Source organism: Bradyrhizobium barranii subsp. apii, assembly GCF_011516635.5.
GTDB classification, from domain to species: Bacteria; Pseudomonadota; Alphaproteobacteria; order Rhizobiales; family Xanthobacteraceae; genus Bradyrhizobium; species Bradyrhizobium barranii.
Map to the genome: position 1 here is coordinate 1,986,026 of NZ_CP096255.1, position 24,852 is coordinate 2,010,877.

A 24,852-nucleotide genomic window follows, 5' to 3' on the forward strand; every position below is an offset into this window, starting at 1 on the left:
GAGCCGGGGAGCGGGAGGTCTCGCCTTTCACCCGCATGACACCTACGGCTTTGCGATTGCCAATGTGCTGACCGCCGTAGATCGCGGAGTGAGGGTCTTCGATGCGGCCGCGGCGGGGCTTGGCGGTTGTCCCTTTGCTCCGGGTGCGACTGGCAATGTCGCGTCCGAAGATATTGTCTTCGCGCTCGAGCGTGCGGGCCTGCGTACCGGGATAGACCCGTCACGCCTGCTCCCGGCGGCCGACCGGATCGCTGGGCTCGGATCAGATATTTCGCGCGGTCATATGAGATGCGCCCCCCGCGCGCGGTTGTTACAGGACTGGCCTATGTCGTCGAATAATTGACGAATTAGTCGAGTCGTGGTAGGTTCGAGGCAATGGCCTTGGCCAAGGGAGGACATTCATGGCGGCAGTTTCTGAAAAGCTGAACCTCAATGGTGTGGACCACACCGCGCGGCCGACATGGAAGCTACGGGAGACCGTGCGCTTCTACCGCGACATCATGGGGCTGCCGCTGGTTCATGCCGTCACCGCCAAAGGCTGGGGGCGCGCCGACGAGGAACATGCGGACTTCCTGCATTTCTTCTTCGATAGCGGCAACGAGAGCCTGATCGCCTTCTTCTACTACATCGGTACCGAACAGCCCGCAGAGCTGAAGGTGCCCCGCGGTTACATGGCGATGGCCAACCACACCGCCTGGCGCGTCAGCGGCGAGAAAGAGCTTCTCGCGTGGCAGCAGCGTCTTCAGGGCGCCGGCGTCAAGGCCAGTCAGTTCATCACCCACGAGATCATCGAATCGATCTATTTCCGCGATCCGAACGGCTATCCGCTGGAAATCACCCGAGCGCTCCGCGACGTTGAGGAGATCGACGCCGTCGATGCGGAGCTGACCATCGAGGCGGCGATGAGCCTCGAGGGCAAGGACGGCTGGACCAGCATCGAGCAGTTCTGGCGCACCAAGGGCGCGCTGGTCCGCGAGCGGCAGGAGGCCGCGCTTGCCCATTCGGGAGCCGCGCAGTGAGCGGCTTCTACGTTCTCGACGTGCCCGATTTCCGTCCTCTGGTCGACGCAGCTCGGCGTGACCCTCTATGCGTCGTTCGTGACGTCGTGGCTGGCTACAACCTCATCGAGTTTCACGAAGAGATCGAGATCGACCGTATGGCAACGGGCCTCGGCGAGGCTGTGTGGTTCGGTTGCCTGACGGGTGGACTCGACGGCCGGATCACGCTCTTCACGTCGCAAAAGCTGCGCTTGGCACCGACCAATCTGCCCGTCCTGCCCGACGTGAGCTCCTGAAGCGTCGCCAAGGGGACATCTCAATGAACACCAAAGAAGTAGCCACCAAGGTCGAGAACCGCGTCACTGCCGGGTTGCGCGGGGCCTCGTGGGATCCGGCGCTGTTGCCGGCCGGGCTACAAAGCCGTGTTGTGCAACTGGCCACCGGCGACGGCGCGCAGGTGGTGGGTTGTCTGCATTCGCTGGGAGGGGAGAGCACCGCCCTTGTCATCATGCATCCCCGCGAATTGCTGTTGACCCATTACATGGTGCCGCATGCGGTCGCCGCCGGTTATGCTTGCTGGGTGCAGGGCGCGCGCAGCGTCGGCAACGATATCCGGCTGGAGCACGAGGTCGCGCTTCACGATGTTGCCGCCGGCATCGCCTTTCTTCGCGAGGCAGGATTTCGCCGCATCGTGCTGCTGGGCAATTCGGGAGGCGCGGCGCTGTTCGCTTTCTACATCGCCCAGTCGGAAGCGGGGTCGGGTGACCGGATCGCGCGCACGCCGGGCGGCCGGCCAACGAAGCTGGACACAGTCGAACTGGCGCGGGTGGACGGGCTGATCTGCCTCGCGCCCCATCCGGGCCAAGGCAAGCTGCTGCAGAACATGATCGATCCCTCGGTCATCGACGAAAGCGATCCATTCTCGACCGATCCAGCGCTCGATCCGTTCTCCGCTACCAATGGTTTCGAATTGCCGCCGCGAGGAGCGTCCTATGCGACGGATTTTGTCGAGCGCTATCGCGCGGCGCAGGAGAGACGAGTGGCTCGAATCGACGCGCGTGCGCGCACCTTGATTGCGGAGCGAATGGCCGAGCGCAAACGCATCAATGGCGGCGAGACCGGCGATCCACGTCGTGCCGCCTACAGCGGCGTGTTCCAGGTCTGGCGCACCAATGCAGACTTGCGCTGCTACGACCTCTCGCTCGCCCCCTCCGACCGGCGCTGGGGTACGGTCTGGGGCGCCGATCCCTATGCATCGAACCTCGGCAGCGTTGGCTTCGCGCGGGTCTGTACGCCGGAAAGCTGGCTGTCCACATGGTCGGGACTGTCATCCAACGCCTCGTTTGACCGCTGCGGCGCCGCCATCAGCCAGCCGGTACTCATGATCGGCTATTCCGGCGACAATACGGTCTTTCCAGGGGATCTCGAGGCGATCTTCGCCACCATCGCCAGCACCGACAAGCAGAGCCATTCCGTGCGCGGCAACCACCATGGTCAGCCGCTGGAGCGCGATGAACGCCCTGGGCAGGAGATCGCGGCCGGCATCATACTCGACTGGCTGGGTGAAAAAATTCGCTGATCGGCAGGCTAGCGATCCGCGGGTGCATGTGGGGAGGAAAATATGCGAAGCCAGGTAAAGAACCCACTGCCGGGAGTCGTATACAACGATCCTGAGCGGTTGCGCCGCTATGTCGAGGCAGGAGTGCTTCCGGTCAAGTCCCTGGCGGATGCGTTCCGCGAGTCGTTCCAACGACACGCAGCGCGGGTGGCGCTCCATACGCCTCAAGGCAAAGTAACCTATGCTGAACTCGACGCGATCAGCGACAGGTTCGCCGCCGCCCTCCTGCGGTTGGGAATGCGCCCGCAGGAACGTGCGCTGTTCCAGACCAACAACTGTCCCGAGCTTCTGTTCGCGTTCATCGGCTGTCTCAAGGCGGGCGTCATCCCGGTCTGCACCCTTGCCGCCCATCGCGAGCACGAAATCGGTTATCTCGGATGCCATTCGGATGCGCGCATCCATATCGTTCAGGGGGACGATCCCAAGGCAGACCTGTCGGCGTTCGCCTTGAAGATGAAGCCTCGTATTTTCACAATGCGACACGTCATAGTCCTGAGGGGCAAAGGCACAGCGGATTGCCTGGCCTTCGACGATTTGATCGCCGCCGAGGATCCGGCGGAAGCGCGCCTTGCCGTCGAAGCAATCGAGCACGACCCCTTCCAGGTCGGCGTGTTCCAGCTTTCGGGGGGCACGACAGGCGTCCCCAAGATCATTCCGCGCATGTCGAACGATTATCTGCTGAACATGCAGCTGACCGCCGAAACCCTGGGCTATACGGCGGACGACGTCATGTTCATGCCGATGCCCATGATCCACAACGCCTGCATGGTCTGTTTCTGGGGCCCGACGCTGCTGACCGGTGCAGCATTCGCGATTCCCGCCGATATGACGCCAGAGGCTTGGGGCGCCACGTTCCGTAGCGCGCGCCCGACATGGTTGGGCCTGATCCGGCCGTTGCTGCCTCGCTTGGAGTCCATGCTCGATCAGAAGCTGGCAACCATCGAGAGTGTGAGAGCAATCTGGTCGCCCGATGCAGCGCGCCTCTTCCGCGAGAAGTTTGGTATTCCGAGTCATGGCATGTTCGGCATGACCGAGGGCGTGAACATGTATACGCGACGCGACGATCCCGTCGAGGCGCAGGACTGGACCGTCGGGCGCCCATTGTCGCCGTTCGACGAAATACGTCTGGTACGTCCAAGCGATGGTCAAGAGGTGGGTTATGATGAGCCTGGTGAGCTCCTATGCCGCGGGCCGTACACCTTGGCCGGCTACTACAATGCGCCCGACCGCAATGCGCAATGCTTTGACGAGCAGGGGTTTTACAGCTCCGGTGATCTCCTGGTCAAACGCATCATCGGCGGGGAGACTTACTACGCCTTTTCCGGTCGCAACAAAGATCTGGTCAATCGAGGCCATGAGAAGGTCAACGCAGAAGAACTGGAGAACGCGGTGGCGAGCCATCCAGCGGTTTCGGAATGCGCCGTGGTCGGGATGCCGGACCCCGTTCTGGGTGAACGCATTTGCGCGTATATCGTGGTACGCAATGCACAGTGCGCTCCGAGTGTCAGTGAACTTGCCCGCTATTTGGAAGGCTTCGGCTTGGCTAAGTTCAAATGGCCCGAACGTGTCGAAATTGTCGATGCACTGCCCGTGACACGGGTCGGCAAGCTCGACAAGGCCACCTTGCGCTCCGACATCGCGGCAAAGGTGGCGGCGGACAACCGCGCGTAGCGCGACCGGGCCCACGCGCAGCGCACGATGAAACGGCAGCTGTTCCAGGCCTTCCGCGATCGAGGACCAGGCAGGGGATTCAGGCGCTTCTCCGGAGTCGAAGCCAGCATTCCGGGATCGCCATGCACGCCACGACGGGGTTTCATTCATGAGCGACATTGTTATCCTTTCAGGCGCCCGAACCGCTATTGGCAGCTTCGGTGGAGCCCTCTCGGCGTTTGCGCCACATCAATTGGGAGTAGTCGTCGCGCGCGCGGCCATCGAGAGAGCCAACGTTGCCCCTGCGCAGATTGGAACGACCGTCTTCGGCCATGTGATCAACACCGAACCGAAGGATATGTATCTTTCGCGCCTCGCTTCGTTCGGAGCAGGGGTGCCTGAGGGCACGCCCGCGATGAACGTAAACCGCCTGTGCGGATCGGGGGTGCAGGCCATCGTATCTGCTGCGCAGTCGCTGGCCCTGGGTGAGGCCGACTTCGCACTGGCCGGAGGGGCCGAATGCATGTCGCGGGCGCCATTTGCCGTCCAGACGGCTCGTTTCGGGCAAAGAATGGGCGACACCGCGATGGTCGACATGCTGGTCGGCGTGCTGACATGTCCGTTCGACACCGGCCATATGGGCATCACGGCAGAAAATGTGGCTGCAAAATATGGGGTGAGTCGCGCGGAACAGGATGCCTTCGCGCTGGAAAGCCAGAGGCGCGCAGCCCGTGCGCTGGCAGAGGGACGATTCAGGGAACAAATTGTCCCGGTCGAGGTGGGGACACGGAGAGGGCCCCTACAGTTCGCCATTGACGAATATCCCAAGGATACTTCGATCGAGGCGCTGACCGCTCTGAAGCCCGCGTTTCGCAAGGACGGAAGTGTGACCGCGGGCAATGCCTCGGGCATTAATGACGGTGCGGCGGCCGTGGTTCTGGCGCGAGCGGATGCAGCCGACCGGGCCGGCCTGAAGCCGTTGGCGCGCGTTCTAGGCTACGCCGTCGCAGGCGTGCCTCCGGAGGTCATGGGCATCGGCCCAGTGCCCGCTGTCGAACAGCTCATGCGTAGGACTGGCCTTTCCGCGGGCGACTTCGACGTAATCGAATCGAACGAAGCCTTCGCCGCGCAAGCCATCGCGGTGACACGGGGGCTGGGACTGGATCCCGAGGGGGTCAACCCGAACGGTGGAGCCATCGCACTGGGTCACCCGGTCGGTGCGACGGGCACGATTCTGGTGATTAACCCGTCTTATTCGTCAGAGGGCGCCTGAGAGGCTGGCGAGCGTGGTGTAAAGCGCTGATGCGGCGTAGGATTCGGTTGCAAAGCCAACCCCATCACCTTCAGCCGCGAACACCACGCCCGCCATGACCGACGATACGATTCTGCCCTTCTCGTTTCCAGCCGTTCACGCCAAGAAAGTCACAGCTGCCTTCGATGGCGGTCGGCTGACCTCGAACGGGGGCGTGATGCTTCTGGCGATGGCCGAGCGGCGTCTCGGCTTGGCCGACAATTTGGCCCGGGTGTTCCCGGATCGGCGCGATCCGACGCGGGTCGTGCACAGCCTGGTCGATATGTTCCGCGCGCGCATGTTCGCGATCTGCTGCGGCTACGAGGACGCCGACGACCTCGATCATCTGCGGTCCGATCCCGCATTCAAGCTGGCCTGCGGACGGCTGCCGGACACGGGTCGCGATCTGTGTTCCCAACCGACGCTGTCGCGTCTGGAGAATGCTCCGCGCCTGCGCGACGTGATCCGACTGACCTACACTTTGGTCGACGCATGGATGGATAGCTACCCGCGCGAGCCGGCATCCGTCACGCTCGACATCGATGATACCTGCGATGTCGTCCACGGCCATCAGCAGCTCTCGCTGTTCAACGCTCATTATGACGAACGCTGCTTCCTGCCGATCCACGTCTACGACACGGAGAAGAGCCGGCCCGTGGCGGTCGTGCTGCGGCCCGGCAAGACGCCGGGCGGCGTCGAGGTGCGTGCCCATCTGCGCCGCCTGGTACGGCATATCCGGACGCGGTGGCACAACACGCGAATTACGTTCCGTGGCGACGGGCACTATGCCCGGCCGGAGGCAATGGCGTGGTGCGAGACCAACGGCATCGACTACATCTTCGGTCTGTCCGGCACCAAGCCGCTCGCCAGAAAAGTCGACGCGGTCGCCGACGACATCCGCACGCGACGCGCCATCGAGAACCTGCCGGTTCTGCGCGGCTATACCGAGACGCGCCACAAGGCAAAGTCCTGGGATCGCGAACGACGCACCGTCGCCCGTATTGAGGCGACGATGCTCGGCCTCGACATCCGCTTCGTCGTCACCAGCCTCGATGTCGGCTCGGCCGAGTGGATCTACGACAGCCTGTATTGCGCGCGCGGCCAAGCCGAGAATCTGATCAAGCTGCATAAGACGCAGCTCGCCTCCGATCGCACCAGTTGCCGTTCGGCGCTCGCCAATCAAGTCCGCCTCGTTCTCCATACCGCCGCTTATTGGCTGATGCTGACCGTGCGCGACGCCATTCCCAAAGTCCGGGAATTGGCCACTGCCGAGTTCGCGACGCTGCGTCTTCGGCTCTTGAAAATCGCCGCCCGGGTTGTCGAGACCAAGAGCCGCATTCGCCTTGCGTTCGCCGCGGCATGTCCCGAAGCCGACCTGATCCGCAGCTTGCCCGGCGCGCTGCTGCCGCTCGGTCCTTGACCGGTGGGGCGTCCGCCCGCGTTCACCCAACCCATCCCTCAAGCGCGTTGCAAAGTACCGGTCGTCAGGCGGTGAAAAGCCGAAGGCAATCCTGTGCGCCTCGTCAGCGGAGGTGTGCGGATGCACCAGTCGGACCAAAATACCGCGCTCTCACGAATAGGGCGGGTTAAGACCATGAACGAACTGGCGCGCGCTGGCGGCCGGCGGGGACTGATCACGATGTGCATCGGCGGCGGTCAGGGTATTGCGCTGGCAATCGAACAGCTTTGATGGAGTTCGGGCCGACCGAATCGGCTCCTCGGCACGGAACGGCTCAGCATGCAGTCGGGTTCGACGTCCTGGCAAGAAGCATTGAAGGCAACTGGATCGATATGAAGCGACCCCACAAAGGCGAGGCTGGCGCCGCGATCGGGCTTTTCACGGAAAAGCGCCAGGAGATCATTGACGGTGCGCGGCGCGTCTTCCTTGACATGGGCTTCGATGGCGCGAGCATAAACGAAATCGCGCGCGCCAGCGCTGTATCGAAAGGGACTATCTATAGCTATTTCACCAGCAAGGAGGAACTCTTTGCGGCCCTGGTAGAAGCCGATCGTACCAAGGCGGCCGAGTGCTTGTTCGACTACGACTCCGAGGAGCCGGATGTCGAGCGAACATTAAGGCGTATTGGCGAAACGTTTATGCTCATGATGGTTCAGCCCGATCATATCCGCCTTACTCGCCTTGTCATCGGTGCTGCGGAGAAATTCCCGGTTATCGGCCGCACGTTCTTCGACGCTGGCCCACGCGAGGGCAGCGACAGACTAGCTGATCTCCTTGCGCAACTTACCCAACAGGGCTATCTCGCAATAGACGATTGCGAGATAGCAGCGTTTCAATTCTTCAATCTTTGCCAAGGAAACATTGTGAGGAAACTGATGTTTGGCGTCGAACAATTGCAAATGTCGGCGGCAGTGGAGAGTACCGTCAGATTTGCCGTAGGAGCATTCCTCCGCGCGTATGGCACTGGAAGCCCCCGTCGCACTTGAATTGTTCAGCTTACGGTCGCGATACGTCAAATTTATAGCTCAGTATCTCCGAACGACTATATTTTGCGTGATCTAGATGCGCTAATGGGTCCTGCGGGCGGTGTGAATCCTGACGGGCGGATCCCCTCAGAGTAGTTGCCAGGAATGCGCAGCCCCCGTGCCGGTTGGGCTGTTCAAGGAGTGACGGGACATGGTCAAGGCTGGGCCAAGAAAGGAGCTCATGGAGCGTGAGCTCCTGGATCACGCGGCAGAGCTTTTTGCGCGTAACGGTTTCAGCGGAACGTCTCTGCAGGAGATCGCCGATACCGCAAATGTGGGGCGCACGTCGCTCTATCATTATTTCAGTTCGAAAGAGGCGTTTCTAACCGCGCTGGTCGAAGATGTGACCATGACCGCATGGACGTTGCTCAGCGAGATACGGCAACGCAGCGACCTGAGCCCACGCCGCCAGCTCGAGGCGGCGGCGCGAATGCTGGTTATGCGTGTACTGTCAAAGCCGGCGCGATTTCGCGTTTTGGAGCGCGACGAGGCAAGCCTTCCGGAAGAGCTTGCCGAGCTTCACCGTAAAGGCAAACGTGACTCGCTGGCGGAGCTCGCTGCCATCATCGACGCCGGCGTGGTCGCCGGTGAATTCCGCCCCGTCGACTCGCAAATTGCCGCGCTGACGATCTTCGGCATGTGTAACTGGCCCGCGTGGTGGTTTAATCCCAAGGGGCAACGTAACGCTAGCTCCGTGGCCGATGCCGTCAGCACAATGGCGGTGGGATCGATTTTGCGCGACGATGTGGCGGGGCCGTCCACCCCGGCCGAAGTAATCCGAGGGATACGCGATGACCTTGCAACTCTCGCCCGTATGGTCGGATTACGAGAAACCTGAGTAAAAGACGAACGACCCGGCCGGTTGCCATAAGCTCTCTCTCTTCGGCAAGCGGCCGCGAGGCGAGGCCAGAACCGGCAATCCTCCGCGCCCATGAGTAGTTGATCGCGCCTGAGCGCTTCGAGGCGTGAGTAGCGGGATCAGCTTGAAGAGCGTTGTGGCGAAACGAGCTTTCCTTTACGAAAAGCACATCGCGTCATCTGTGCTGACGTTTGGGAGATTCGACGTGATCAAACGAAAGGCGAAGGCGACCTTGGCCCCCACCGGCAAGGACGGCACCGGCCGCCGGCCGGGACGGCCTCAGGCGGCGGAGGCTGGTGATATCGGCCGGGCAGTGATCCTGAGAGCAGCTCTAAGAATGACCAAGACGGTGCCTCTTCAGGATCTATCGATCGTATCGGTGGCACGAACAATGAAGGTCACCCCAGCGCTCATTCACTACTATATCGGTGGGAGGGATTCGCTCACATCAGGAACGATGAATCTCTTCTACGAAGAACTAATAAGGAAATGGCCCCAAGAGACGGACACCTGGCAGGCTGGACTCCTTGCCGCCGCCAAGGCGATGTATGACCATTTTCTTTTATATAGCGGGGTGGCCGCCTATTGCGCTTCCAACGGCCAGTTTCGCGTGTTCCAACTATTGAAGGAGGGCGAGCACGACTATGGAGTCGAAATGCTCGAGCGCTTCATTGGCCGAGTGAAGGTTGCGGGCCTATCCGGCGAGCGTACAGGTATCTATGCTCATCTTTTTGGGGATTTCATCATTAATACGGCCTACGGCGGATCGCTGAATATGTTTCCATCCTCGCACCGCAAATTCATCCAGGGAAAGCAGAAGTCGCTGGATCCGAGGGAGTTTCCAAACATTGCATATGTGCGGAGTTCCCCAGTCCAGATCGACGCTGCGACTGCGTTCGAGGAAACCTGTCATCTCTTTTTGCTCAGCATTTCCGCGGAACTGAGCGGCCAGAAGCCGAAGTTCATGCTCCCTCAGATCGATCGCGAAGTTCAAGGGCGAGGAGCGCGCCGGTCTTCGAACTAGAGCCCGTCAAGCGGGGGCTCATTCATCCATCGCGAAGAGGCTTTCCTGATCGTGCAAAAAGGATGGAGCCGCGGGTGTCGGACGGAAATTCACAACGGCGATGACGATGTAGCAGGACATCGACATCATAGTTTGCTGGCGTTGCGGCTTGGTCGCCGTGCGAACCCTTTCCGCGAGGGGCGGGCCAATTCTGAGCGGCCCGAGACATAGGTGACATTTCGTACCGGACACATGGGTTACACTTTTCGCTTTTTTGCAAGCGGGAGGTGTGGATGCCGTGGAAAGCGAGTTCGGTGATGGAAGAACGCCTTCGCTTTGTCGCTCTCCTGCTCGACGGGGAGGCGATGACGAATTCGGTGTATCCCGCAAGACCGGCTACAAGATTTTCGATCGCTACAGGGAGCATGGGCTGGCGGCGCTCTGATTGTCCGGCTCAAGGCCGAGAAGCCACACTGGGGCGCGCGCAAGATCCGGGAACTACTGGTAAGACGGCTCGACGGTGATATCCGGGTTCCGGCCAAAAGCACCATCCATGCGGTGCTCGATCGCCATGGCCTGGTCAAGCGCGGCCGCGGGCCGCGCCACCGCGCGCGCGGCACGCCGATAATTACGTATTTGACCTGATAAATGTCATAATAATACTGAAATTCGTTCACTCCGACAGGCTGCTAGTGGACGTAATTCTGTATCAGTCGCTTGGCCACCAGCTCGCCTGAAGTTACCGCCGCGTTCACCGAAGACAGCGAGAAATAATCGCCGGCAAGTTGCACGCGACGCTTCATATCCAGGCCGTCGATGAACTTTGCCATCTTCTTGTAGCCGCCGGGGTGGGAGATCGTCGCGCCGAACTCGCAGCGCTGTACGTGATAGCCCTCGACCAACTTCGTGATGCCGGGCATGACGCGCTCGCCCTTGGCCATTGCGATCCTGAAAACTTCCTCATCAGACAGCGCCCAGTTCTTGCGTACCCATTCATCATGGAGATAGATGCTAAGTGAGCCCTTGCCTGCCGGCGCGCGATCGCTGCCCTTGTTGTGGTCGACAAGGATGCCGCACAGATCCTTGTCGGCGCTGTCGGGCACCATGATCAATACGGCGCGTTCGCTGGTGCGCTCTTTCAACTGCACATGGACGTCGGAGAGCATCGAGTAGTGCAGAGTGGAAAGATAGTTTTGCGAAGCCGGCGAAAGACCGCGGTCGATCTTCGGTACCACGTTGGCTGGGGTGGCGATGACACAGATATCCACCGTGTCGGTCGATTCGGCGCCATTGGCATCGCGCATTTTCACTTCCACCTTGTCGCCGGTTTCGTCGACTGAGAGCACTTCGGTGTTCAACGAAACATTCAACTGCACGCAGACGAGGTCGACGATACGTCCCATGCCGCCGCGGACGCAAAAGGCGCCGCCGGCGAACTTGGACTTGGCCGACCAGAACAGATCGACAATCGATGCCCGTTCCGCCGACGTGACGTAGAGGACCTTCTGCATCGGGTTGATCAGGTAATCGAGCAGTTCCTGGTTCAGGACGCGGCGCGTGTAGCCGGCGAGCGATTCATTCTCGGTATCGAAGGGCGCGGAGCGGCCGAGATTCTCGAAGTTGAGGTAGTTCCACATCCGCATCATGGGCCAGGCTGCCGCCAGCATCCTGAACTTCGACGCAAGGCTGAAGAGTTTGGTTTTCATTATCGAGCTGGCCATGTTGGTGGCTTCGAGGTAGTGCAGTGTGCCGTCACGCCAGATCGCGGTTGGCGCATGCATCGGCTCCAGCATGTCGCCGAGGTCGGCATCATCCATCATGCTGAACACGGCCTTGCTGGTCCCCGGCATCAGGCCGGCGCCGATATCCATGATGAAGCCGTTCTGGTGTAGCGAGCGGGTGCGCCCGCCGACCTGCGCATCGCGCTCGATCAGGCGTACATCGCAACCTGCCTGCTTGAGGCGAAACGCCGCCGAAGTGCCGGCAGGGCCGGCGCCGATAACAATAGCTCTTTTTTTCATCACTTCTCTCTTAGTAAGTATCCCCCGGCAGAGCCGGGGGCTTTATGATGTGAGCCGCTCAAAGCGGCTGGGTCTGGCCGCTAACGCGGCCGAGCAAATCCCGCGCGATATGGATGGCGCTCTTGCCCTTCACATAGCCCACAACCTGCGACACCGCATATTTCCGGTATCGAGTTCATATTTTTCCGGATCACGCCCCAGGGATATGCGGCCGTATCGTGTGCGCTTCAGGCGAGATACGTGAGTGTTCCGGGGCTCGACAACATCTGAACATCAAGAAAGATCTGCTTGGAGCGGATCTTGAGCTGACTATCCTCGCGTACAAGACGGAAATAGACAACGCCGGGTATCACGTTCGTCCCCTCTTGGTCCGCTCGGATCCTTGTGATCAGCATGTTGACCCTGAAGGTAATCTCGCCCGAGATTTCTTTGACATCCCTCAGATGAGCGTAGAAATGCCTGATCTTGGAGCGTATCGGCGATTCCGAATGAGCATCCGGCTTTCCAATTCGCAGAACACGGTGCTCGAGCCGGAAACGGTTATCGCTGATCAGAAATAAGGACTGGTCATACCTCAGACCCGGTTTTTGATCCATGTTGAGTGGACCTACCTCGTAAGCGATTTCGCCATCTGCCCAAAGGGCAAGCCAGTCCGCTAAAGCCCATTCGTCTGCGAGATCCGCCTCCTTCAGCAGAAAATCCTGAACTTCTTCCTTCAAAGCCGATGTGCCCATTTCCAGGGGATGTCCCGATCGCTGTTGAACTACGTCGGGTCGACGTTGCCGGAATGAATATTACGCAGCCCTCGTGACGTGGGCAACGGACTTGATTGTCATGCGATCGTGGTGAGCTTGAAGGGCCGCACGCAGAACCGACAATTGCTTATGCGCCTTCAATCGTCGGAAGCCCTTGTTGGCCTCGATCATACCGGCCGCGACCCATCGCAAGGCCATACCGGCATCCCGCCAGCGTTTAACGTTGCGCGTGACGCGGCGAATGGTGCCCATCATGTTCTCGGCGATATTGGTACAGGCGAGCGATCGGCGAAGCTCCTTCGGCAACTTCAACCGGACGACAGTCAGGATTTCGTCGAGGCCTTCGAGGATACTGGCCGCAACGCCGGGCCATTGCTGGTCGAGTCGACGCGCGAGATTGCGGATCAATTTTTCAGCCTTGTCGGCGTCATCGAGCTCCCAGGCCTGGCGCAGCACCCGGCGGGTGGCCGCATGATGCTCTTTCGGCAGGCGTTCCATGATGTTGCGCGCCTTGTGGATCTGGCAGCGCTGGATCGCAGCGGCCGAACCGAAGGTGCGGCGGATCGCCTTCGACAACGCCTTCGCGCCGTCGGCGATGAACAGTCTTGGCACCGTCGGGTCGAGCCCGCGCGAGACCAGGTTGTCCAGCAGGGCCTGAACCGTTGCTGCATTCTCGGTCGCCCCTTCCACCAGCGCCAGCGGATGCTTGTTGCCTTCGCCGTCAACCCCGATCGCGGCCACCAGCACGAGATCGTCGTCGAGATGCAGCCCGTCGATTTGGACCACCAGAAGGTCGAGCGCGGACAGATCGGCAGCCATGAAGTCGGCCAGCCGCGCCGCCGACAGAGCCACGAACCTCCGCGAGGCCGCCGACTTCGAAATCCCCGATCCGGGCGGTGCCGGCACGTCACCCTCGGGCAGCCGGACGGCGCGGCCGAACCGGCGCGTCGACACATTGATCAGCATCAGGTTCATCGCCCAGCGACCGAGCCAGTCCTCCTGCGCCGCCGTTTCCCAGCTCGGGATCGTGACCTCGCGGCCGTCCATGCCCCGGACCCGCGGGCGATCGACCTCGATCTTGCCGCCGTGGAAACCGATCCGCCCCCGCGTTCGGCCCCAACGGTGCGCCCGCCGCGCCGCATCACGACCGTGGCGCGGCCCGCAGGCCGCTGTCACATCCGCCTCCATCATCGTGCCGAGCGCCTCGATTCCTGCCGCAAGGCAGAACCGATCGAAGCTCGCTCGCACTTCCGCAAATGATTTCTCCACAGCCCCGGTCGCCGGCCAACCAGCCGGTGTGATATCTCTCGTCATGGCGTTGCTCTCCTTTGTGGAATCAGCACCCCGAGCCTACCGGCTCAAGGTGGGCAACGCCGACCTCTTCAGAAATTCAACAGAACCCGGGACATCCCCCCATTTCCACCCTCCGAGCCCTTATGATTTCTTCGCGATCTTAGTCAGCGGACATCATCTTGTCCCACTGCAGCCAGTAGGCGCGCATGTGCAATTCGTCATCGTAAACTGCAGTCGTGTTCAGGGTGTCCTCGTCCGGGTCCATCGCCTTGGAGAAATCGTTCCAGCCACCGCAAGTGTGTTCGTAGGCGCGCTGGGCCCACTCGAGCATCGTGACGTCGTCCGGTGTGGCAAATCCGCCTGGGCCGAGGAAGGACAGGATGTTCTCCATCCGGATTTGACGCAGTTTCGGGCTTTCGTCCTTGGGAGCCAAGCTCCACGCGCGTACGCGCAACTTGTTGTGCGAAAGCGGAAGAATCGCCCGGACCAGAATCGTTTGCTGGTCATTGATGATCGAGATTGGAAATATCCACGTATTGCTGTTGAAGTCGCACACATCGGCGCCATCCTGCTCGCCCAACCGTGACACGACTTCCCTGCGCTTCTCTTCGATTTCGCGTTTTGCTTCGTCGCCCCAATGAGGCAGCCACTGCGCGACGGGTCGCCCAGACATCACAGGAGTCATGAATGAGGCATGACCATTGCCTAGCGTCGTAACGCTGCCACCAATTTGCGGATTGATCCCCTTGAGCAGATCAGCCATGTATGCAAAATACGTGGCGTGGGTCGACATCAGGTGATAGCCGTCGAGGCTGTTCTCGACGAGCAGCTTGTAATTTGCGCTGATCTCGTATTCGTGAACTCCAGCTACCAGCTCGAATCCAGCCGCGCTCTGCTTCGAGATGCGGTCAAGGCGCTGGCCCGCGGCGCCCAAAAACTCATCCAAAGGCATGGCGTCGTCGTCAAAATTGACGAAATAAAATCCTGCGCGCTGTGCGACATTTTTCACCGCGGTCAATCTGACGCCGCCGGGCTTCAAATAATGATCCGGTTAGCGCGCGTCTGCCTGCTTCGATCCAAGCGACGCCACTTGGCCTGAATTGCGGTACACCCAGCCGTGATAAGGACATACGAACGTACGGGCGTTCCCTGAGGGTTTCTTGCAGACGGCTGGTCCCCGATGCAAGCAAGTGTTGTAGAAGACGTTGACGCGACCGTCGTTGTCCCGGTTGAAGATCAGATCTTTGTCGATCACCGTCCGGGTGACGAAGTCACCTTTGTTTGCAACCTCCGACTCGTGACCGATTACGAGCCAGGACTTGTAGAGCACCTTGCGCTTTTCCTCCTCGAACACCTCAGCGGAGCTGTAGGCCTCGCGGCTTACTCGGAAAATCCGATTTTCGGGGTCGAATTCGACAAAACGGGATTTGTACATACCGATCTTGCCGCCAGACGTCCCCTCAAAGATCCGATTGGATGCAACACTGCCCGACGTTTGCATTGGCGTCTCCTTCCCCTGGTCGTTGCCTGCCCGCTTCCGAAGCCTATGCCGCCCCTTCCAAGGGGGCGGCAGCTTCGCGTGCTTTTCTCGTGGCTACTGAGCCCTCTTACATTCGTTCAACATGACTATCAACTTAAAAATTGACAGGGGTATTAATATGGTGGCATGTTGGAATCGTTACGGATGAGGAAACATGATCCGTGGGGCCGCTCGAACAAGCGGCAAATGAGAGCAAATGCGGCCGTGGTCGCGGGGTGCGCATCTCATCCGCGGCCAATGCCCGTAACGTAAAAAAAGTGGGAGGCAGGAAATCATGGACCAGGCCGGTTTCATCGGTGTTGGTGCCATGGGCCGCGCAATCGCCGAGCGATTGGTCCGACGGGGCGTCAAGGTTCTCGCTCACGACGTCAATCCAGATGCGCTCGGAAATTTCGTGACGTGCGGCGGCTTGGCAGCGGTTTCGAACAAGCAGGTCGCCGATGAATGCGAGATCGTCTTTGCCTGCCTTCCGTACGCTGAAGTGTGCAAGCAGGTTGCGCTCGGGCCTGGCGGCGTCGCGGATGGAAGGCGAGCTAAGGTTTATGTTGAAACATCGACCGTTGGGACCGCGGTGGCTCGGGAACTGGCCGAGGGCTTGAACGCCAAAGGGATCACCTTGATCGATTCACCAGTCGTTGGTGCGCAGACCGCGCTGACCGCGGGTACTCTTGGAGTGCTAGCGGCAGGTCCCGCGGCTCAGTTTGAGAGAGTGAAGCCGATACTGGAGCTGTTCGCCGGCAGGCTGTTTTATCTGGGTGCCGAGTGCGGCATCGGGCAAACCGCGAAGGAATGTCGAATAGTGTGACCTGGGCCAGCGCGCTCGCGACATGTGAGGCCCTCACGGTTGGAATGAAGGCGGGCATCGATCTTGAGACCGCCGTCGCCATCATCAACCAGGGCAGCGGAGCAAACTTCTTCTCACAACGGGTGGTGCCGCACACCATCCTCCAAGGGAAGCTTGACGGCACCGGAGCGCTCGAGATTACCATCAAGGACGTGCTGCTGTTCTTCGAAGAGGCCGCGCGTCTTCGCGCTGCTACGCCGGTTGCTGCCGCGATCTCGACTATTCAGCACGAGATTCTGAAATCCGGACCTGAAGGCAGGGATATGTTGACGGCGATAAACTACTTCACCGACTTGGCCCGATTGCCGAGGCTTGCCTGATCTCGCTTTGACGTGCCGACGACATATGGTCACGACAACGAATCCGGGAGCCGTTGGATGTCTGCCTGCTGCGATCCCGCATAGCATCTTTCGTTCGCGAGGTGACGTGCAGAAACGCGGTCATCATGCGTCAAGCTTGGAGGACTCATGTTTTGTATCGTTGGAGCTGGATTGGCAGGGGACGTAGCCGCAGCCACCCTGCGCGACGAACGTTATCCGGGACGGATTGTTATGATCGGCGACGAGGCGCATCCGCCTTACGACCGTCCGCCGATTTCCAAGGACGCTTTAGTCGCGGAGGCGGCCGAAGAACGGCTCTTCCTGCGACCCAAGGCATTCTACCAAGAGAACGGAATCGAATTGAAGCTGGGCACAGCGGTGACGGGCCTGGATCGCTTGGCGCGAAAAGTGATGCTCGCGAATGGGGAGGAGCTTGCTTATGAAAAGCTGCTTCTGACGACAGGAACGCGGCCACGTCTCTTATCCGGGACGGAGCAGTTGAAGGTGCCTCATTTCTATGTTCGGACGCTCGATGATGCGCGACATTTGCGCCGGGTACTCCAGCCCGGAAGTCGTGTTGCGATAGTGGGAGCAGGCGTCATCGGGATGGAAGTTGCCGCAAGTGCGATCGAGCTTGGCTGCGACGTGTCGGTTATCGACATCGCCAGTCGGGTGCTAAGCCGAGTGGTTCCGAGCAATGTCTCGGAATTTATCGCAGGCGCGCATCGGGCCAGGGGCGTGAAGTTATTTCTGTCCAGCGGTCGATGCAACTTGACGCCAAATGGCTTAAGCTCGGAAGTTCATGGCGATATGGTCGCCGACGTCCTGGTTATCGGGGTGGGCGTCGTGCCAAACGTAGAGCTGGCGCAAGCCGCGGGGCTCAGTTGCTCCAATGGCATCGAAGTTGACGAATTTGCACGCACAACTGATGCAGACGTGCTCGCGGCCGGTGATGTAGCAAGATACCCCTGCTACTTCAGTGGCGAAAATGTCCGGGCCGAAAACTGGAAACATGCGGAGCGCCATGGAAAAATCGCAGCGCAGAACATGCTCGGCAAAAGGGTGCCTTATCGGGCCGTTACAAGTATGTGGTCCGACCAATACGAAATCAAGCTCCAGACAGTTGGAATGCTGACTGGAAAAGGGCATGTGCGCGGTACCTTTGAAGCTCAAAAGTTCCTCGTCATATTTTGCAATGATGACGGCATTGTCGTCGGAGCGCTAGGGATCAACAGCCCCAAGGAGTTCCGGTTTGCGGAAATGTTGGTCGAGAAGCGTGTGCGAGTTGAGCCGTCACTTCTGATTGACCAGAAACAAGACCTGCGCAAGCTTGCTGCCTAGCGCGCTTTCAACCCTGCCAAGATGCTAGAGAAAGATATCGCGGATGAGTTCGACGTTGAGAGCTGGCAAGCGGGTAAGAGTATGTCTTCAATCCGATGTAGAAGAGAACCAAATCGTGCAAGTGCATGTCGATGGGATTGGCGTTCTTGCCATCTATCGAGTGGAAGGCCAGTTTTTCGCGTCGGATGATATCTGTACTCACGGTCAGGCGTCTCTTTCCGAAGACGGATACCTCGAAGGCTTCAATGTTGTTTGTTCCTGGCACAGTGGTTCGTTCGATATTCGGAGCGGACAACCAACCAAGCCTCCCTGCATGGAAGCCTTAACGACTTATCCCGTCATCCTCGATGGCGACGAAGTGCTCGTGGCGCTTGAAATCTGAAGTGAGAGCGCGGTGATCATGATGGCGGGTGTATCGCCCCGGCGTCGGATCTCGGCCAATACCTCCCAACCGTCGAGGCGCGGCATCGTCACGTCGAGAAGGATGAGGTCCGGCTTCAGCGCAAGGTGCAGGTCGAGTGCGGTTCGGCCATCGCCAGCGCGGACCGTGCGGAAGCCCTCACGCGTCAGATAGGCGTCGAGAATTTCGCAGATTTGCGGTTCATCTTCGGCAATGAGGATAAGGGCGTCCATCGGAACACAAGGTCAGGCATCATTGGATAGGGTCTCATGGCATGGGGGCAAGCTTCCCGTCGATCTATTACAGGCCAACTCCACCAAGTCTCCATGGATTCTCCATGGTCGATCGACCGTTGCCGGCGATGACGCCGCGCATCGGCCCTGTCCGGCAGGCTGGTGGAAGCCGAAGCCGCTCTTGGACCGCCGCAACGCTCTGTAAGGGCCATTTCGCATGCGCATCGACCCTGTCCGCACCGCCATTTACGCATTTCCGGTGGTTTTGGCCATTACGGTCGTTCTCGTACACGGCGTCGCAGCAGGCCGCGCCAAGCCGAGAACCAATCCTTTTGGAGCCTGGCTGACTCAGGCAGGCGACGCCAAGGTGGTGGTAAGACCATGCGGCGCGGCAATATGTGGCAAGGTCGTGTGGCTGAAGCAACCGATCGATAGCGTAACGGGCAAACCTCAGACAGACGACAAGAACCCGGATCCGTCTCTCAGAACGCATCGCATCGTGGGGCTTCAGCTCTTCCTCGACATGCTGCCCTCTACACCGAACTCATGGTCGGGGCGAGTCTATAACGCCGATGACGGCAAGAGCTATGCCAGCACAGTTACCTTGCTTGATGGAGCACGGCTGGAAGTGCGGGGGTGCGCTGGCTCGTTGTGCGGGAGCGAAATATGGACCCGGGCCGCGCGATAGCCCCAGCATCGAGAGTGTGAGGACGCATCATCGCCTGAGACTTCTTCTCAACAGAAGTTTCAGTGTGAAGTCCTCTACCAAATCTCCACCTAGCCTCGACTCTGCGTCAACAGCCGCGAGGCAATGCGCAGGGAGCGAGACGGTGCGCGGGCCGCGGCCCATCTGGCCCGCCACTTCGGTACTTTCCGTTGGAGAAACTATGAAAAAGTCCCGCTTTGTCTATGCAACCACGCTGCTCCTGATCGTCTTTGCTGGCGAGGGCCATGCTGGAACTAGCGACGGATATTCCGGCGTGAATCTCAACATCCGTTCCGGACCGAGTGTTCGATTTCCGGCGGTCGGCACGTTGGCTGCCGGATCATCGCTGACGATCCACGGATGCCTGGCACGCTATACTTGGTGCGACGTGAGCGCATCTGGTGTTCGCGGCTGGGTGTCGGGAGCGCATGTGCAGTTCGTTCACGAAGCGCGCCGCGTCTACATCCCTGCCTACGCGGCGCAGGCGGAAATCCCCGTCGTAACGTTCAACGTCGCCAGTTACTGGCACGACTACTACCGTGACTATGGCTTCTACGGCGAAATCGACCGCTGGAACGAACATCGCTGGGAGAACGATGGCAATCCGCCCGGCTGGCGCGACAATTGGGATGATGACGATGTCGACCCCGAAAATGAGCCCGCGCCGGACACCGACTAGGCGGCTCGATACGCCAATCATCGTCATCTAGATCGCGTACTCGTAAATCAGACCGGAAGGTATGTCCGTAACTGATCGATCTCCTGGGTATCGTCGGCGTGCAACCGCTCGTCATTCTTTCAATGAAAGGCCCATCCATGAGTGACCTCCTCGTCCGCCTATATGATCTTCCCGACGTACGGATGGAGGAGAAGATCGCTTCCCACGGGATCACGGTTCGTCGCGCGATGGCGGCGGAGGCGCATGTCGTGCTTCCCTGGATTGAAAGGCATTTCTACAGTCCCTGGGTCAGCGAAGCGACACGCGCCTTCACGCGCTCACCGGTCATGGTGTGGCTCGCTGTGCGGCAGAACGAGTTGCTCGGCTTCGCCTGCGCTGACTGCTCGATGCGGGGCTTCTTCGGTCCGACGGGAGTGGCGAAGGCTGCTCGTGGGCAAGGCATTGGCGAGGCGCTCCTCTTCGCCACCCTGCGGGGCATGCGCGAAGCGGAATATGCCTATGCGATCATCGGTGGCGTCGGGCCGCTGGCTTTCTACCGTAAGCACCTCGATGCGATCGATATCCCGGGTTCCGAGGAGAGCATCTACGGTCAGATGCTGCACGACGACAAAGGGCGAGATTTCGACGAGTTTTAGAGTGGCCAGCGCTGCAGCGGAAGAAAGACGCTGCCTTCGTGAGACGCGCCCAAAGCCCGCGAAGATAACGCGGGATCAGCTTGCGCCGCGAAGAACACGCAGCCCGCTCTCTTCGCGGACCGACGCGTTGATCATCTACGAGGCGGCCTATCCATCAGGTGCGCCTTCTGTCGCTTTGGATTCATGCATGGCACGTCAGTTCGGCACTTTCCAGATCCTGTTTTTATTTTTGACCGCACTGTGTTTGGCCGGTTGCGGCCAGGATAAATCCGAGAGGGCGGCTGCGCAGGTTGGAGCACCGCCGGCCCTGGTCACGGTATTGTCTGTCAAACCCGAAACGGTGACCCTCGTCGACGAGTTGCCGGGGCGGGTTGCGGCTTTTGATTCCGCCATTCGGAGGTTCGATGCCTCCCGCCCCAGCCAGCACGCAAGCTGCTGAGTTCATTATGTAAGTGGCTCTCTTCACGCTAGATATTCCGGGTGCGTTTGGAAACCGAGCTTCTGAATCTGCATTGAGAATCGAACTAAAGAGCGTCCTTCTCTGAGTGGTTCTCATTACGGCGTACGCCGCGCGGGCTTCCTCGGCTAGGTTCGTCGGGGCTTCATCGTAGACTAGGGTGTTGCGGCGAACAAATCGGACAACCACCCAAAGCGCTTGTGCGAAATTGGCGCCGTCCAACGGTTCGCCTAGCAGATAGACAGGGCGAGTCGCTGCCTAGCTACGCGTTCCCGCTCTACGCCACTCTACGATCTTTATGGGATTGGCAAAGACGGCCACTTTGCGCCGTGAGTTGTGTTCGGAAGCTGCTATTCAGTCCGTCAACTGATCCTCATCGGAGAAGGATGGAGATCACGCGCGATCAGGCTGCAGCCACGCCTAAACAGTCGTGGACCGGATCGCAAACGATCCGGCGACGACGGGTGCACTGCAGTAGTCTCTCCGTACACTGCGCGTTGACTTGCCTCAAGTCCAACTCGGTCGGGATCGGCAACGTTTTTTCTCTAACCAACCCCGGAGAACCGTCCATGCGTTTCCCATTCACCGCTGCAGCGCTGCTGTCTGCTGTGCTGAGCTATCCCGCGTTTGCTCAGTCGTCAGCTGATCACGAGGCCCATCACCCTGGACAGAGCCAAGTTTCGCCGCCGATGGAGACGGAATCTCCCGCAGGCGCATCCGCGGACCGACAAGGCACGATGCGTGGTGGCGGCATGATGGGAATGATGGGGCGCGGCATGAAGGGGGAGGGCATGATGGGCGCGGACGGAATGGGGCCACCCATCATGTTCCGCATGATTTTCGCGCTGATGGATGCTGATGGTGACGGGACCGTCTCATTGCCGGAGTTTCAGGTCGCGCACGAACGAATCTTCAAGGCAATGGACAGCAACAAGGATGGGAAGCTCACTCTGGATGAGATGCAGGCGTTCATGCGTGGAACAAAGAACTTGATCCCGCAGCAGACTCGCGGCTGTCTGGTACAAATTACGATGACCACGAGGTCGAGATTGCGCCCGCCCACGCGGCCGTGATGACGAGAATGAGCCCGGGGATCAGCCGCAGCGCGAAGGAGCGCCCGCCGCTGACCCAGCCAATAACGATCTTGCTGAGAGTATTTGTCGACAGCGCGGCCAGAACCGGAGCGATCGCGTCGGCCGAGGTGATCTTGGTGCGGATTCCGACGAAGCCGGCCATGCATTCCAATTCGAAGCCGGCCGGGTATTCCGATCTGAAGCCGGCCACCCGTGGCGTCGTTCGCATGGGTCAATTTCATGATGTCGTCGAGGGCTGGGAAGGTCAAGAGACCGGTTGATCTTGAGCGGGTTGCTTCTGCTTCCTGAGGCTCTCTCCTTTGAGTTCGATGCGGTAGGCATTGTGGACGAGGCGATCGAGAATCGCGTCGGCGATGGTGGGGTTGCCGATGATTTCGTACCAGCGATCGACGGGCAGCTGGCTGGTGACGATAATCGAGCGGGCTTCGTATCGATCCTCGACGATTTCGAGCAAATCACGGCGCTGGTCGGCGTCGAGAGGTTCTGGTCCCCAGTCGTCCAGGATCAGCAGATCAAGTCGTGCGATCGCCCGCAGCATCTTGGTATAGCGGCCATCGGCGCGGCCGAGTGCGAGAGCGGCGAAGAGACGCGGCACACGATGGTAGGCAACTGAGAAGTCGTCTCGGCAAGCCTTGTTGCCGAGGGCACAAGCGAGCCAGCTCTTGCCGACGCCGCACGGCCCGGTAACAAGGAGATTATGTCGTGCCCGGATCCAGTCGCCAGCGGCGAGTTTTAGAAAGAGCGTGCGGTCGAGGCCGCGGATAGCGCGGTAATCGACATCCTCGACGCAGGCGGCATGACGCAGCTTGGCGGCTCGAGCTCTGCTTTCGAACCGCTTTTGCTGGCGCAGCGTTTTCTCGTGTTCCAGGAGCAACGCCAGCCATTCGGCGTGTTCGAGGCTGCGCGCTTCGGACTGGGCATCGAGGTCCTTGAAGCCTTTGGCCATACCGTGGAGACCAAGGCTATGCAGCAGGTCGAGGGTGGGATGGGTGAGCATGCTGGATAATCCTTTCAATGGAAGTAACCGGGGCCGCGCAGATTGGGATGTTCGATGATCGCGTCCTCGGTATCGCGAGAACTGCGTTCGAGCTTGTTGGCGATGATGGAGGCGATGCTCTTGTAGGTCAGTGCGCTGACCGCGACCGCGCGGGCCGCGATCAGCTCGGCGCGTTCGGGATCAATATCCTTGAACAGCCGAAGCACGCCGAGACAGGTCCGGAATCCCTGTTCGGGATGAGGCCGATTGGCCAGGATGGCGAGAACGAGCCCCTCGGTGTTGGGCCCGATCGACCGCCCCCAGCGCCGGAATCGATCGGGAGTCCACTCGGCGTAACGCCGATGCGCACTGGGCATGTGATCGGGATCAGTGCCGTGCCGGCGGCCGCCATAACGGCGCTGGTGAGCAGCAACACGCAAACCCCGATGGAACAACTCGATGGTCCGGGTGGTGGCGCGAACGTCGACCTGCTCCCGGATCAGGCCGTGTGGAACTGAGTAGAAGAAGCCGTCGACCTCGACGTGATAATCGAGCGAGACGCGGGCCAGGAGCCATTCCGCGAACTGATAGTCGGCATCCGGCAACGGCGCCAGGACAGGCATCTCGACGGTCTCGAACAATTGTCGGCGGCTGACGCCGATCCGGCGCATGACGTGGGCGTTGATGCGCTCCAGCGCGGCGGCGATTGCCGCATTCGCCTCAGCCAGCGAGAAGAAGGTCTGCCGGCGAAGCCGCCCGAGGATATAGGTCTGGGCAAAACGCACTCCGGCTTCCACTTTTGCCTTATCCCGGGGCTTTCTTGGCCGTGCCGGAAGGATGCCAACGCCGTAATGGGACGCCATCATCCCGTAGCTGCGATTGATTTCGGGGTCGTAGAACGACGCCCGGTGCACGCCGGACTTCAGATTGTCAGGGACGACGAGGCGTGGCACCCCGCCAAAGAACCGGAACATTCGGACATGAGCCTCGATCCAGTCCGGAAGTGTCTGCGTCCAGGTCGCCTCGGCGTAGGTGTAATTCGAGGCGCCAAGCACGGCGACGAAGATCTCCGCGTCGCGCACAACCCCGGTTGCGCGATCAACGATCATGATCTTCTTGCCGGAGTAATCGACAAAGACCTTGTCGCCGGCCGGATGGTCCTGCCGCATCGTCGGAGACAGCCGCCGCTCGAATTCCCGGAATAAATCGCAGAACCGGCTGTAGCCATAACCTTCCGGATGGACCGCCCGGTACTCCTCCCACAGCACCATCAGATTGACGCCAGGCCGCTTCAGCTCACAGGCCAGCGAGGCCCAATCCGGCTCCCGGCGCCGGCGGAAGCCGCGCCTGACGCCGGCATGGGCAAACAGACGTTGTTCAAGAACGGCGTCGGTCAGATCGCCCGCCAAAGGCCACGCCAGCCCGGCAGTCGAGGCACGCTTGAGATTGTCCTGGATCGTGCTGCGCGCCACCCCGAGCGTGCGCCCGATCTCCCGGGCGCTCACCCCATCACGGGCAAGCCGCAGCATCTGTCGTATCTGTCGCATGGTCAGTTCTCTCTTGGCCGGCATCCGCTTCCCCTCGTGGATCAACGAGGGACTTGATGCCTGAAGGACTGACCCAAACGAAAACGCCGACTTCCAAAACCCGGCCGG

General features: G+C 60.3%; 27 protein-coding genes and 3 pseudogenes. 21 read left to right on the plus strand and 9 right to left on the minus strand.

Going from position 1 to position 24,852, the window contains the following annotated elements:
* Nucleotides 1-19: 19 nt before the first annotated feature.
* The 12 genes and pseudogenes from HAP41_RS09490 to HAP41_RS09545 form a co-directional block, all read left to right on the plus strand.
* Nucleotides 20-259, plus strand: a pseudogene (locus HAP41_RS09490) (hydroxymethylglutaryl-CoA lyase); the annotation flags it as partial.
* A gap of 142 nt (nt 260-401) precedes the next feature.
* The gene (locus HAP41_RS09495; RefSeq protein ID WP_206706218.1) at nt 402-1,019 is read left to right on the plus strand and encodes a VOC family protein; all 618 of its coding nucleotides are present in this window, start codon (nt 402-404) and stop codon (nt 1,017-1,019) included.
* Nucleotides 1,016-1,294: a hypothetical protein gene (locus HAP41_RS09500; RefSeq protein WP_206706219.1), complete on the plus strand. Its 279-nt coding sequence runs from the start codon at nt 1,016-1,018 to the stop codon at nt 1,292-1,294. Before HAP41_RS09495 ends, HAP41_RS09500 begins: the two co-directional genes overlap by 4 nt.
* Nucleotides 1,295-1,317: 23 nt before the next feature.
* On the plus strand, nt 1,318-2,577 hold the full coding sequence (locus tag HAP41_RS09505; RefSeq protein WP_166103190.1) for an alpha/beta fold hydrolase: 1,260 nt from the start codon (nt 1,318-1,320) through the stop codon (nt 2,575-2,577).
* A 42-nt stretch (nt 2,578-2,619) separates the two neighbouring features.
* Complete coding sequence (locus HAP41_RS09510) at nt 2,620-4,287, plus strand: AMP-binding protein (protein ID WP_166103185.1); 1,668 nt, start codon at nt 2,620-2,622, stop codon at nt 4,285-4,287.
* A 148-nt stretch (nt 4,288-4,435) separates the two neighbouring features.
* Complete coding sequence (bktB, locus tag HAP41_RS09515) at nt 4,436-5,539, plus strand: beta-ketothiolase BktB (RefSeq protein WP_166103181.1); 1,104 nt, start codon at nt 4,436-4,438, stop codon at nt 5,537-5,539.
* Nucleotides 5,540-5,633: 94 nt separating this feature from the next.
* Nucleotides 5,634-6,977 (plus strand): IS1380 family transposase, encoded by a 1,344-nt coding sequence (locus HAP41_RS09520; protein WP_166053720.1) that lies wholly within the window; start codon nt 5,634-5,636, stop codon nt 6,975-6,977.
* 174 nt (nt 6,978-7,151) lie between these two features.
* On the plus strand, nt 7,152-7,247 hold the full coding sequence (locus HAP41_RS09525) for a hypothetical protein (RefSeq protein WP_248577188.1): 96 nt from the start codon (nt 7,152-7,154) through the stop codon (nt 7,245-7,247).
* Complete coding sequence (locus HAP41_RS09530) at nt 7,247-8,002, plus strand: TetR/AcrR family transcriptional regulator (RefSeq protein WP_224580906.1); 756 nt, start codon at nt 7,247-7,249, stop codon at nt 8,000-8,002. Before HAP41_RS09525 ends, HAP41_RS09530 begins: the two co-directional genes overlap by 1 nt.
* 190 nt (nt 8,003-8,192) lie before the next feature.
* Nucleotides 8,193-8,879, plus strand: a complete 687-nt coding sequence (locus HAP41_RS09535) for a TetR/AcrR family transcriptional regulator (protein WP_166103175.1) — start codon at nt 8,193-8,195, stop codon at nt 8,877-8,879.
* A gap of 226 nt (nt 8,880-9,105) precedes the next feature.
* Nucleotides 9,106-9,924 carry a TetR/AcrR family transcriptional regulator gene (locus HAP41_RS09540; RefSeq protein ID WP_166103172.1) on the plus strand — a complete coding sequence of 273 codons (819 nt, stop codon included), beginning with the start codon at nt 9,106-9,108 and terminating at the stop codon, nt 9,922-9,924.
* A 272-nt stretch (nt 9,925-10,196) separates the two neighbouring features.
* Nucleotides 10,197-10,530, plus strand: a pseudogene (locus HAP41_RS09545) (IS481 family transposase); the annotation flags it as partial.
* A gap of 62 nt (nt 10,531-10,592) precedes the next feature.
* Here the strand turns inward: HAP41_RS09545 and HAP41_RS09550 are convergent.
* From HAP41_RS09550 to HAP41_RS09570, 5 genes are all read right to left on the minus strand, one after another.
* The gene (locus HAP41_RS09550; protein WP_166103167.1) at nt 10,593-11,924 is read right to left on the minus strand and encodes a protoporphyrinogen/coproporphyrinogen oxidase; all 1,332 of its coding nucleotides are present in this window, start codon (nt 11,922-11,924) and stop codon (nt 10,593-10,595) included.
* 227 nt (nt 11,925-12,151) lie between these two features.
* Nucleotides 12,152-12,658, minus strand: a complete 507-nt coding sequence (locus tag HAP41_RS09555) for an aromatic-ring-hydroxylating dioxygenase subunit beta (RefSeq protein WP_166103165.1) — start codon at nt 12,656-12,658, stop codon at nt 12,152-12,154.
* Between the two features lie 60 nt (nt 12,659-12,718).
* Nucleotides 12,719-13,993: an IS256 family transposase gene (locus tag HAP41_RS09560; protein ID WP_166064748.1), complete on the minus strand. Its 1,275-nt coding sequence runs from the start codon at nt 13,991-13,993 to the stop codon at nt 12,719-12,721.
* Between the two features lie 139 nt (nt 13,994-14,132).
* Nucleotides 14,133-15,011: an SRPBCC family protein gene (locus HAP41_RS09565; RefSeq protein ID WP_166103161.1), complete on the minus strand. Its 879-nt coding sequence runs from the start codon at nt 15,009-15,011 to the stop codon at nt 14,133-14,135.
* A 12-nt stretch (nt 15,012-15,023) separates the two neighbouring features.
* Nucleotides 15,024-15,473 carry an aromatic ring-hydroxylating oxygenase subunit alpha gene (locus HAP41_RS09570; RefSeq protein WP_166103158.1) on the minus strand — a complete coding sequence of 150 codons (450 nt, stop codon included), beginning with the start codon at nt 15,471-15,473 and terminating at the stop codon, nt 15,024-15,026.
* Nucleotides 15,474-15,786: 313 nt separating this feature from the next.
* Between HAP41_RS09570 and HAP41_RS09575 the strand changes: the two genes are divergently transcribed.
* The 4 genes from HAP41_RS09575 (at nt 15,787) to HAP41_RS09590 (ending at nt 18,399) form a co-directional block, all read left to right on the plus strand.
* Entirely contained in the window at nt 15,787-16,317 is a 531-nt protein-coding gene (locus HAP41_RS09575; RefSeq protein WP_166103153.1) for an NAD(P)-dependent oxidoreductase, read from the plus strand.
* Nucleotides 16,318-16,361: 44 nt separating this feature from the next.
* Entirely contained in the window at nt 16,362-16,676 is a 315-nt protein-coding gene (locus HAP41_RS09580; protein WP_248577189.1) for an NAD-binding protein, read from the plus strand.
* Nucleotides 16,677-16,823: 147 nt separating this feature from the next.
* A complete protein-coding gene (locus HAP41_RS09585) occupies nt 16,824-18,017 on the plus strand; it encodes an NAD(P)/FAD-dependent oxidoreductase (RefSeq protein ID WP_166103137.1) in 1,194 nt (397 codons plus the stop codon).
* Between the two features lie 43 nt (nt 18,018-18,060).
* Nucleotides 18,061-18,399 carry a non-heme iron oxygenase ferredoxin subunit gene (locus HAP41_RS09590; RefSeq protein ID WP_166103134.1) on the plus strand — a complete coding sequence of 113 codons (339 nt, stop codon included), beginning with the start codon at nt 18,061-18,063 and terminating at the stop codon, nt 18,397-18,399.
* Here HAP41_RS09590 and HAP41_RS09595 read toward each other — a convergent pair.
* Nucleotides 18,393-18,650: pseudogene (locus HAP41_RS09595) on the minus strand (response regulator); the annotation flags it as partial. The gene HAP41_RS09590 and the pseudogene HAP41_RS09595 sit on opposite strands and share 7 nt — an antisense overlap.
* Nucleotides 18,651-18,867: 217 nt before the next feature.
* On the opposite strand from HAP41_RS09595, the gene HAP41_RS09600 reads away from it, so the two are divergent.
* From HAP41_RS09600 to HAP41_RS09620, 5 genes are all read left to right on the plus strand, one after another.
* Nucleotides 18,868-19,338, plus strand: a complete 471-nt coding sequence (locus tag HAP41_RS09600; RefSeq protein ID WP_166103129.1) for a DUF2147 domain-containing protein — start codon at nt 18,868-18,870, stop codon at nt 19,336-19,338.
* Between the two features lie 199 nt (nt 19,339-19,537).
* Nucleotides 19,538-20,035: an SH3 domain-containing protein gene (locus HAP41_RS09605; protein WP_166103125.1), complete on the plus strand. Its 498-nt coding sequence runs from the start codon at nt 19,538-19,540 to the stop codon at nt 20,033-20,035.
* A 182-nt stretch (nt 20,036-20,217) separates the two neighbouring features.
* On the plus strand, nt 20,218-20,670 hold the full coding sequence (locus tag HAP41_RS09610) for a GNAT family N-acetyltransferase (protein ID WP_321576385.1): 453 nt from the start codon (nt 20,218-20,220) through the stop codon (nt 20,668-20,670).
* Between the two features lie 127 nt (nt 20,671-20,797).
* Complete coding sequence (locus tag HAP41_RS09615) at nt 20,798-21,109, plus strand: hypothetical protein (protein ID WP_166103122.1); 312 nt, start codon at nt 20,798-20,800, stop codon at nt 21,107-21,109.
* Between the two features lie 587 nt (nt 21,110-21,696).
* Nucleotides 21,697-22,200, plus strand: a complete 504-nt coding sequence (locus HAP41_RS09620) for an EF-hand domain-containing protein (protein WP_166103119.1) — start codon at nt 21,697-21,699, stop codon at nt 22,198-22,200.
* Here the strand turns inward: HAP41_RS09620 and HAP41_RS09625 are convergent.
* Genes HAP41_RS09625 through istA form a run of 3 tightly spaced genes read right to left on the minus strand, consistent with a single transcriptional unit; the run spans nt 22,154 to nt 24,744 of the window.
* A complete protein-coding gene (locus HAP41_RS09625; RefSeq protein WP_248577190.1) occupies nt 22,154-22,411 on the minus strand; it encodes a hypothetical protein in 258 nt (85 codons plus the stop codon). The genes HAP41_RS09620 and HAP41_RS09625 overlap by 47 nt on opposite strands.
* A 54-nt stretch (nt 22,412-22,465) precedes the next feature.
* Nucleotides 22,466-23,218, minus strand: coding sequence for an IS21-like element helper ATPase IstB (gene istB / locus HAP41_RS09630; RefSeq protein WP_166057122.1), 753 nt, complete (start codon nt 23,216-23,218; stop codon nt 22,466-22,468).
* Between the two features lie 14 nt (nt 23,219-23,232).
* Entirely contained in the window at nt 23,233-24,744 is a 1,512-nt protein-coding gene (gene istA, locus HAP41_RS09635) for an IS21 family transposase (protein ID WP_166105319.1), read from the minus strand.
* Nucleotides 24,745-24,852: the final 108 nt, after the last annotated feature.

Coding starts and splice junctions, on each gene's coding strand:
- HAP41_RS09590 (WP_166103134.1), top strand. CDS start 18,061: ATGAGTTCGACGTTGAGAGCTGGCAAGCGGGTAAGAGTATGTCTTCAA.
- HAP41_RS09495 (WP_206706218.1), top strand. CDS start 402: ATGGCGGCAGTTTCTGAAAAGCTGAACCTCAATGGTGTGGACCACACC.
- istA (WP_166105319.1), bottom strand. CDS start 24,744: ATGCGACAGATACGACAGATGCTGCGGCTTGCCCGTGATGGGGTGAGC.
- HAP41_RS09550 (WP_166103167.1), bottom strand. CDS start 11,924: ATGAAAAAAAGAGCTATTGTTATCGGCGCCGGCCCTGCCGGCACTTCG.
- bktB (WP_166103181.1), top strand. CDS start 4,436: ATGAGCGACATTGTTATCCTTTCAGGCGCCCGAACCGCTATTGGCAGC.
- HAP41_RS09575 (WP_166103153.1), top strand. CDS start 15,787: ATGGACCAGGCCGGTTTCATCGGTGTTGGTGCCATGGGCCGCGCAATC.
- HAP41_RS09605 (WP_166103125.1), top strand. CDS start 19,538: ATGAAAAAGTCCCGCTTTGTCTATGCAACCACGCTGCTCCTGATCGTC.
- HAP41_RS09520 (WP_166053720.1), top strand. CDS start 5,634: ATGACCGACGATACGATTCTGCCCTTCTCGTTTCCAGCCGTTCACGCC.
- HAP41_RS09600 (WP_166103129.1), top strand. CDS start 18,868: ATGCGCATCGACCCTGTCCGCACCGCCATTTACGCATTTCCGGTGGTT.
- HAP41_RS09610 (WP_321576385.1), top strand. CDS start 20,218: ATGGAGGAGAAGATCGCTTCCCACGGGATCACGGTTCGTCGCGCGATG.
- istB (WP_166057122.1), bottom strand. CDS start 23,218: ATGCTCACCCATCCCACCCTCGACCTGCTGCATAGCCTTGGTCTCCAC.
- HAP41_RS09580 (WP_248577189.1), top strand. CDS start 16,362: ATGAAGGCGGGCATCGATCTTGAGACCGCCGTCGCCATCATCAACCAG.
- HAP41_RS09530 (WP_224580906.1), top strand. CDS start 7,247: ATGGAGTTCGGGCCGACCGAATCGGCTCCTCGGCACGGAACGGCTCAG.
- HAP41_RS09510 (WP_166103185.1), top strand. CDS start 2,620: ATGCGAAGCCAGGTAAAGAACCCACTGCCGGGAGTCGTATACAACGAT.
- HAP41_RS09505 (WP_166103190.1), top strand. CDS start 1,318: ATGAACACCAAAGAAGTAGCCACCAAGGTCGAGAACCGCGTCACTGCC.
- HAP41_RS09585 (WP_166103137.1), top strand. CDS start 16,824: ATGTTTTGTATCGTTGGAGCTGGATTGGCAGGGGACGTAGCCGCAGCC.
- HAP41_RS09560 (WP_166064748.1), bottom strand. CDS start 13,993: ATGACGAGAGATATCACACCGGCTGGTTGGCCGGCGACCGGGGCTGTG.
- HAP41_RS09570 (WP_166103158.1), bottom strand. CDS start 15,473: ATGCAAACGTCGGGCAGTGTTGCATCCAATCGGATCTTTGAGGGGACG.
- HAP41_RS09555 (WP_166103165.1), bottom strand. CDS start 12,658: ATGGGCACATCGGCTTTGAAGGAAGAAGTTCAGGATTTTCTGCTGAAG.
- HAP41_RS09535 (WP_166103175.1), top strand. CDS start 8,193: ATGGTCAAGGCTGGGCCAAGAAAGGAGCTCATGGAGCGTGAGCTCCTG.
- HAP41_RS09525 (WP_248577188.1), top strand. CDS start 7,152: ATGAACGAACTGGCGCGCGCTGGCGGCCGGCGGGGACTGATCACGATG.
- HAP41_RS09620 (WP_166103119.1), top strand. CDS start 21,697: ATGCGTTTCCCATTCACCGCTGCAGCGCTGCTGTCTGCTGTGCTGAGC.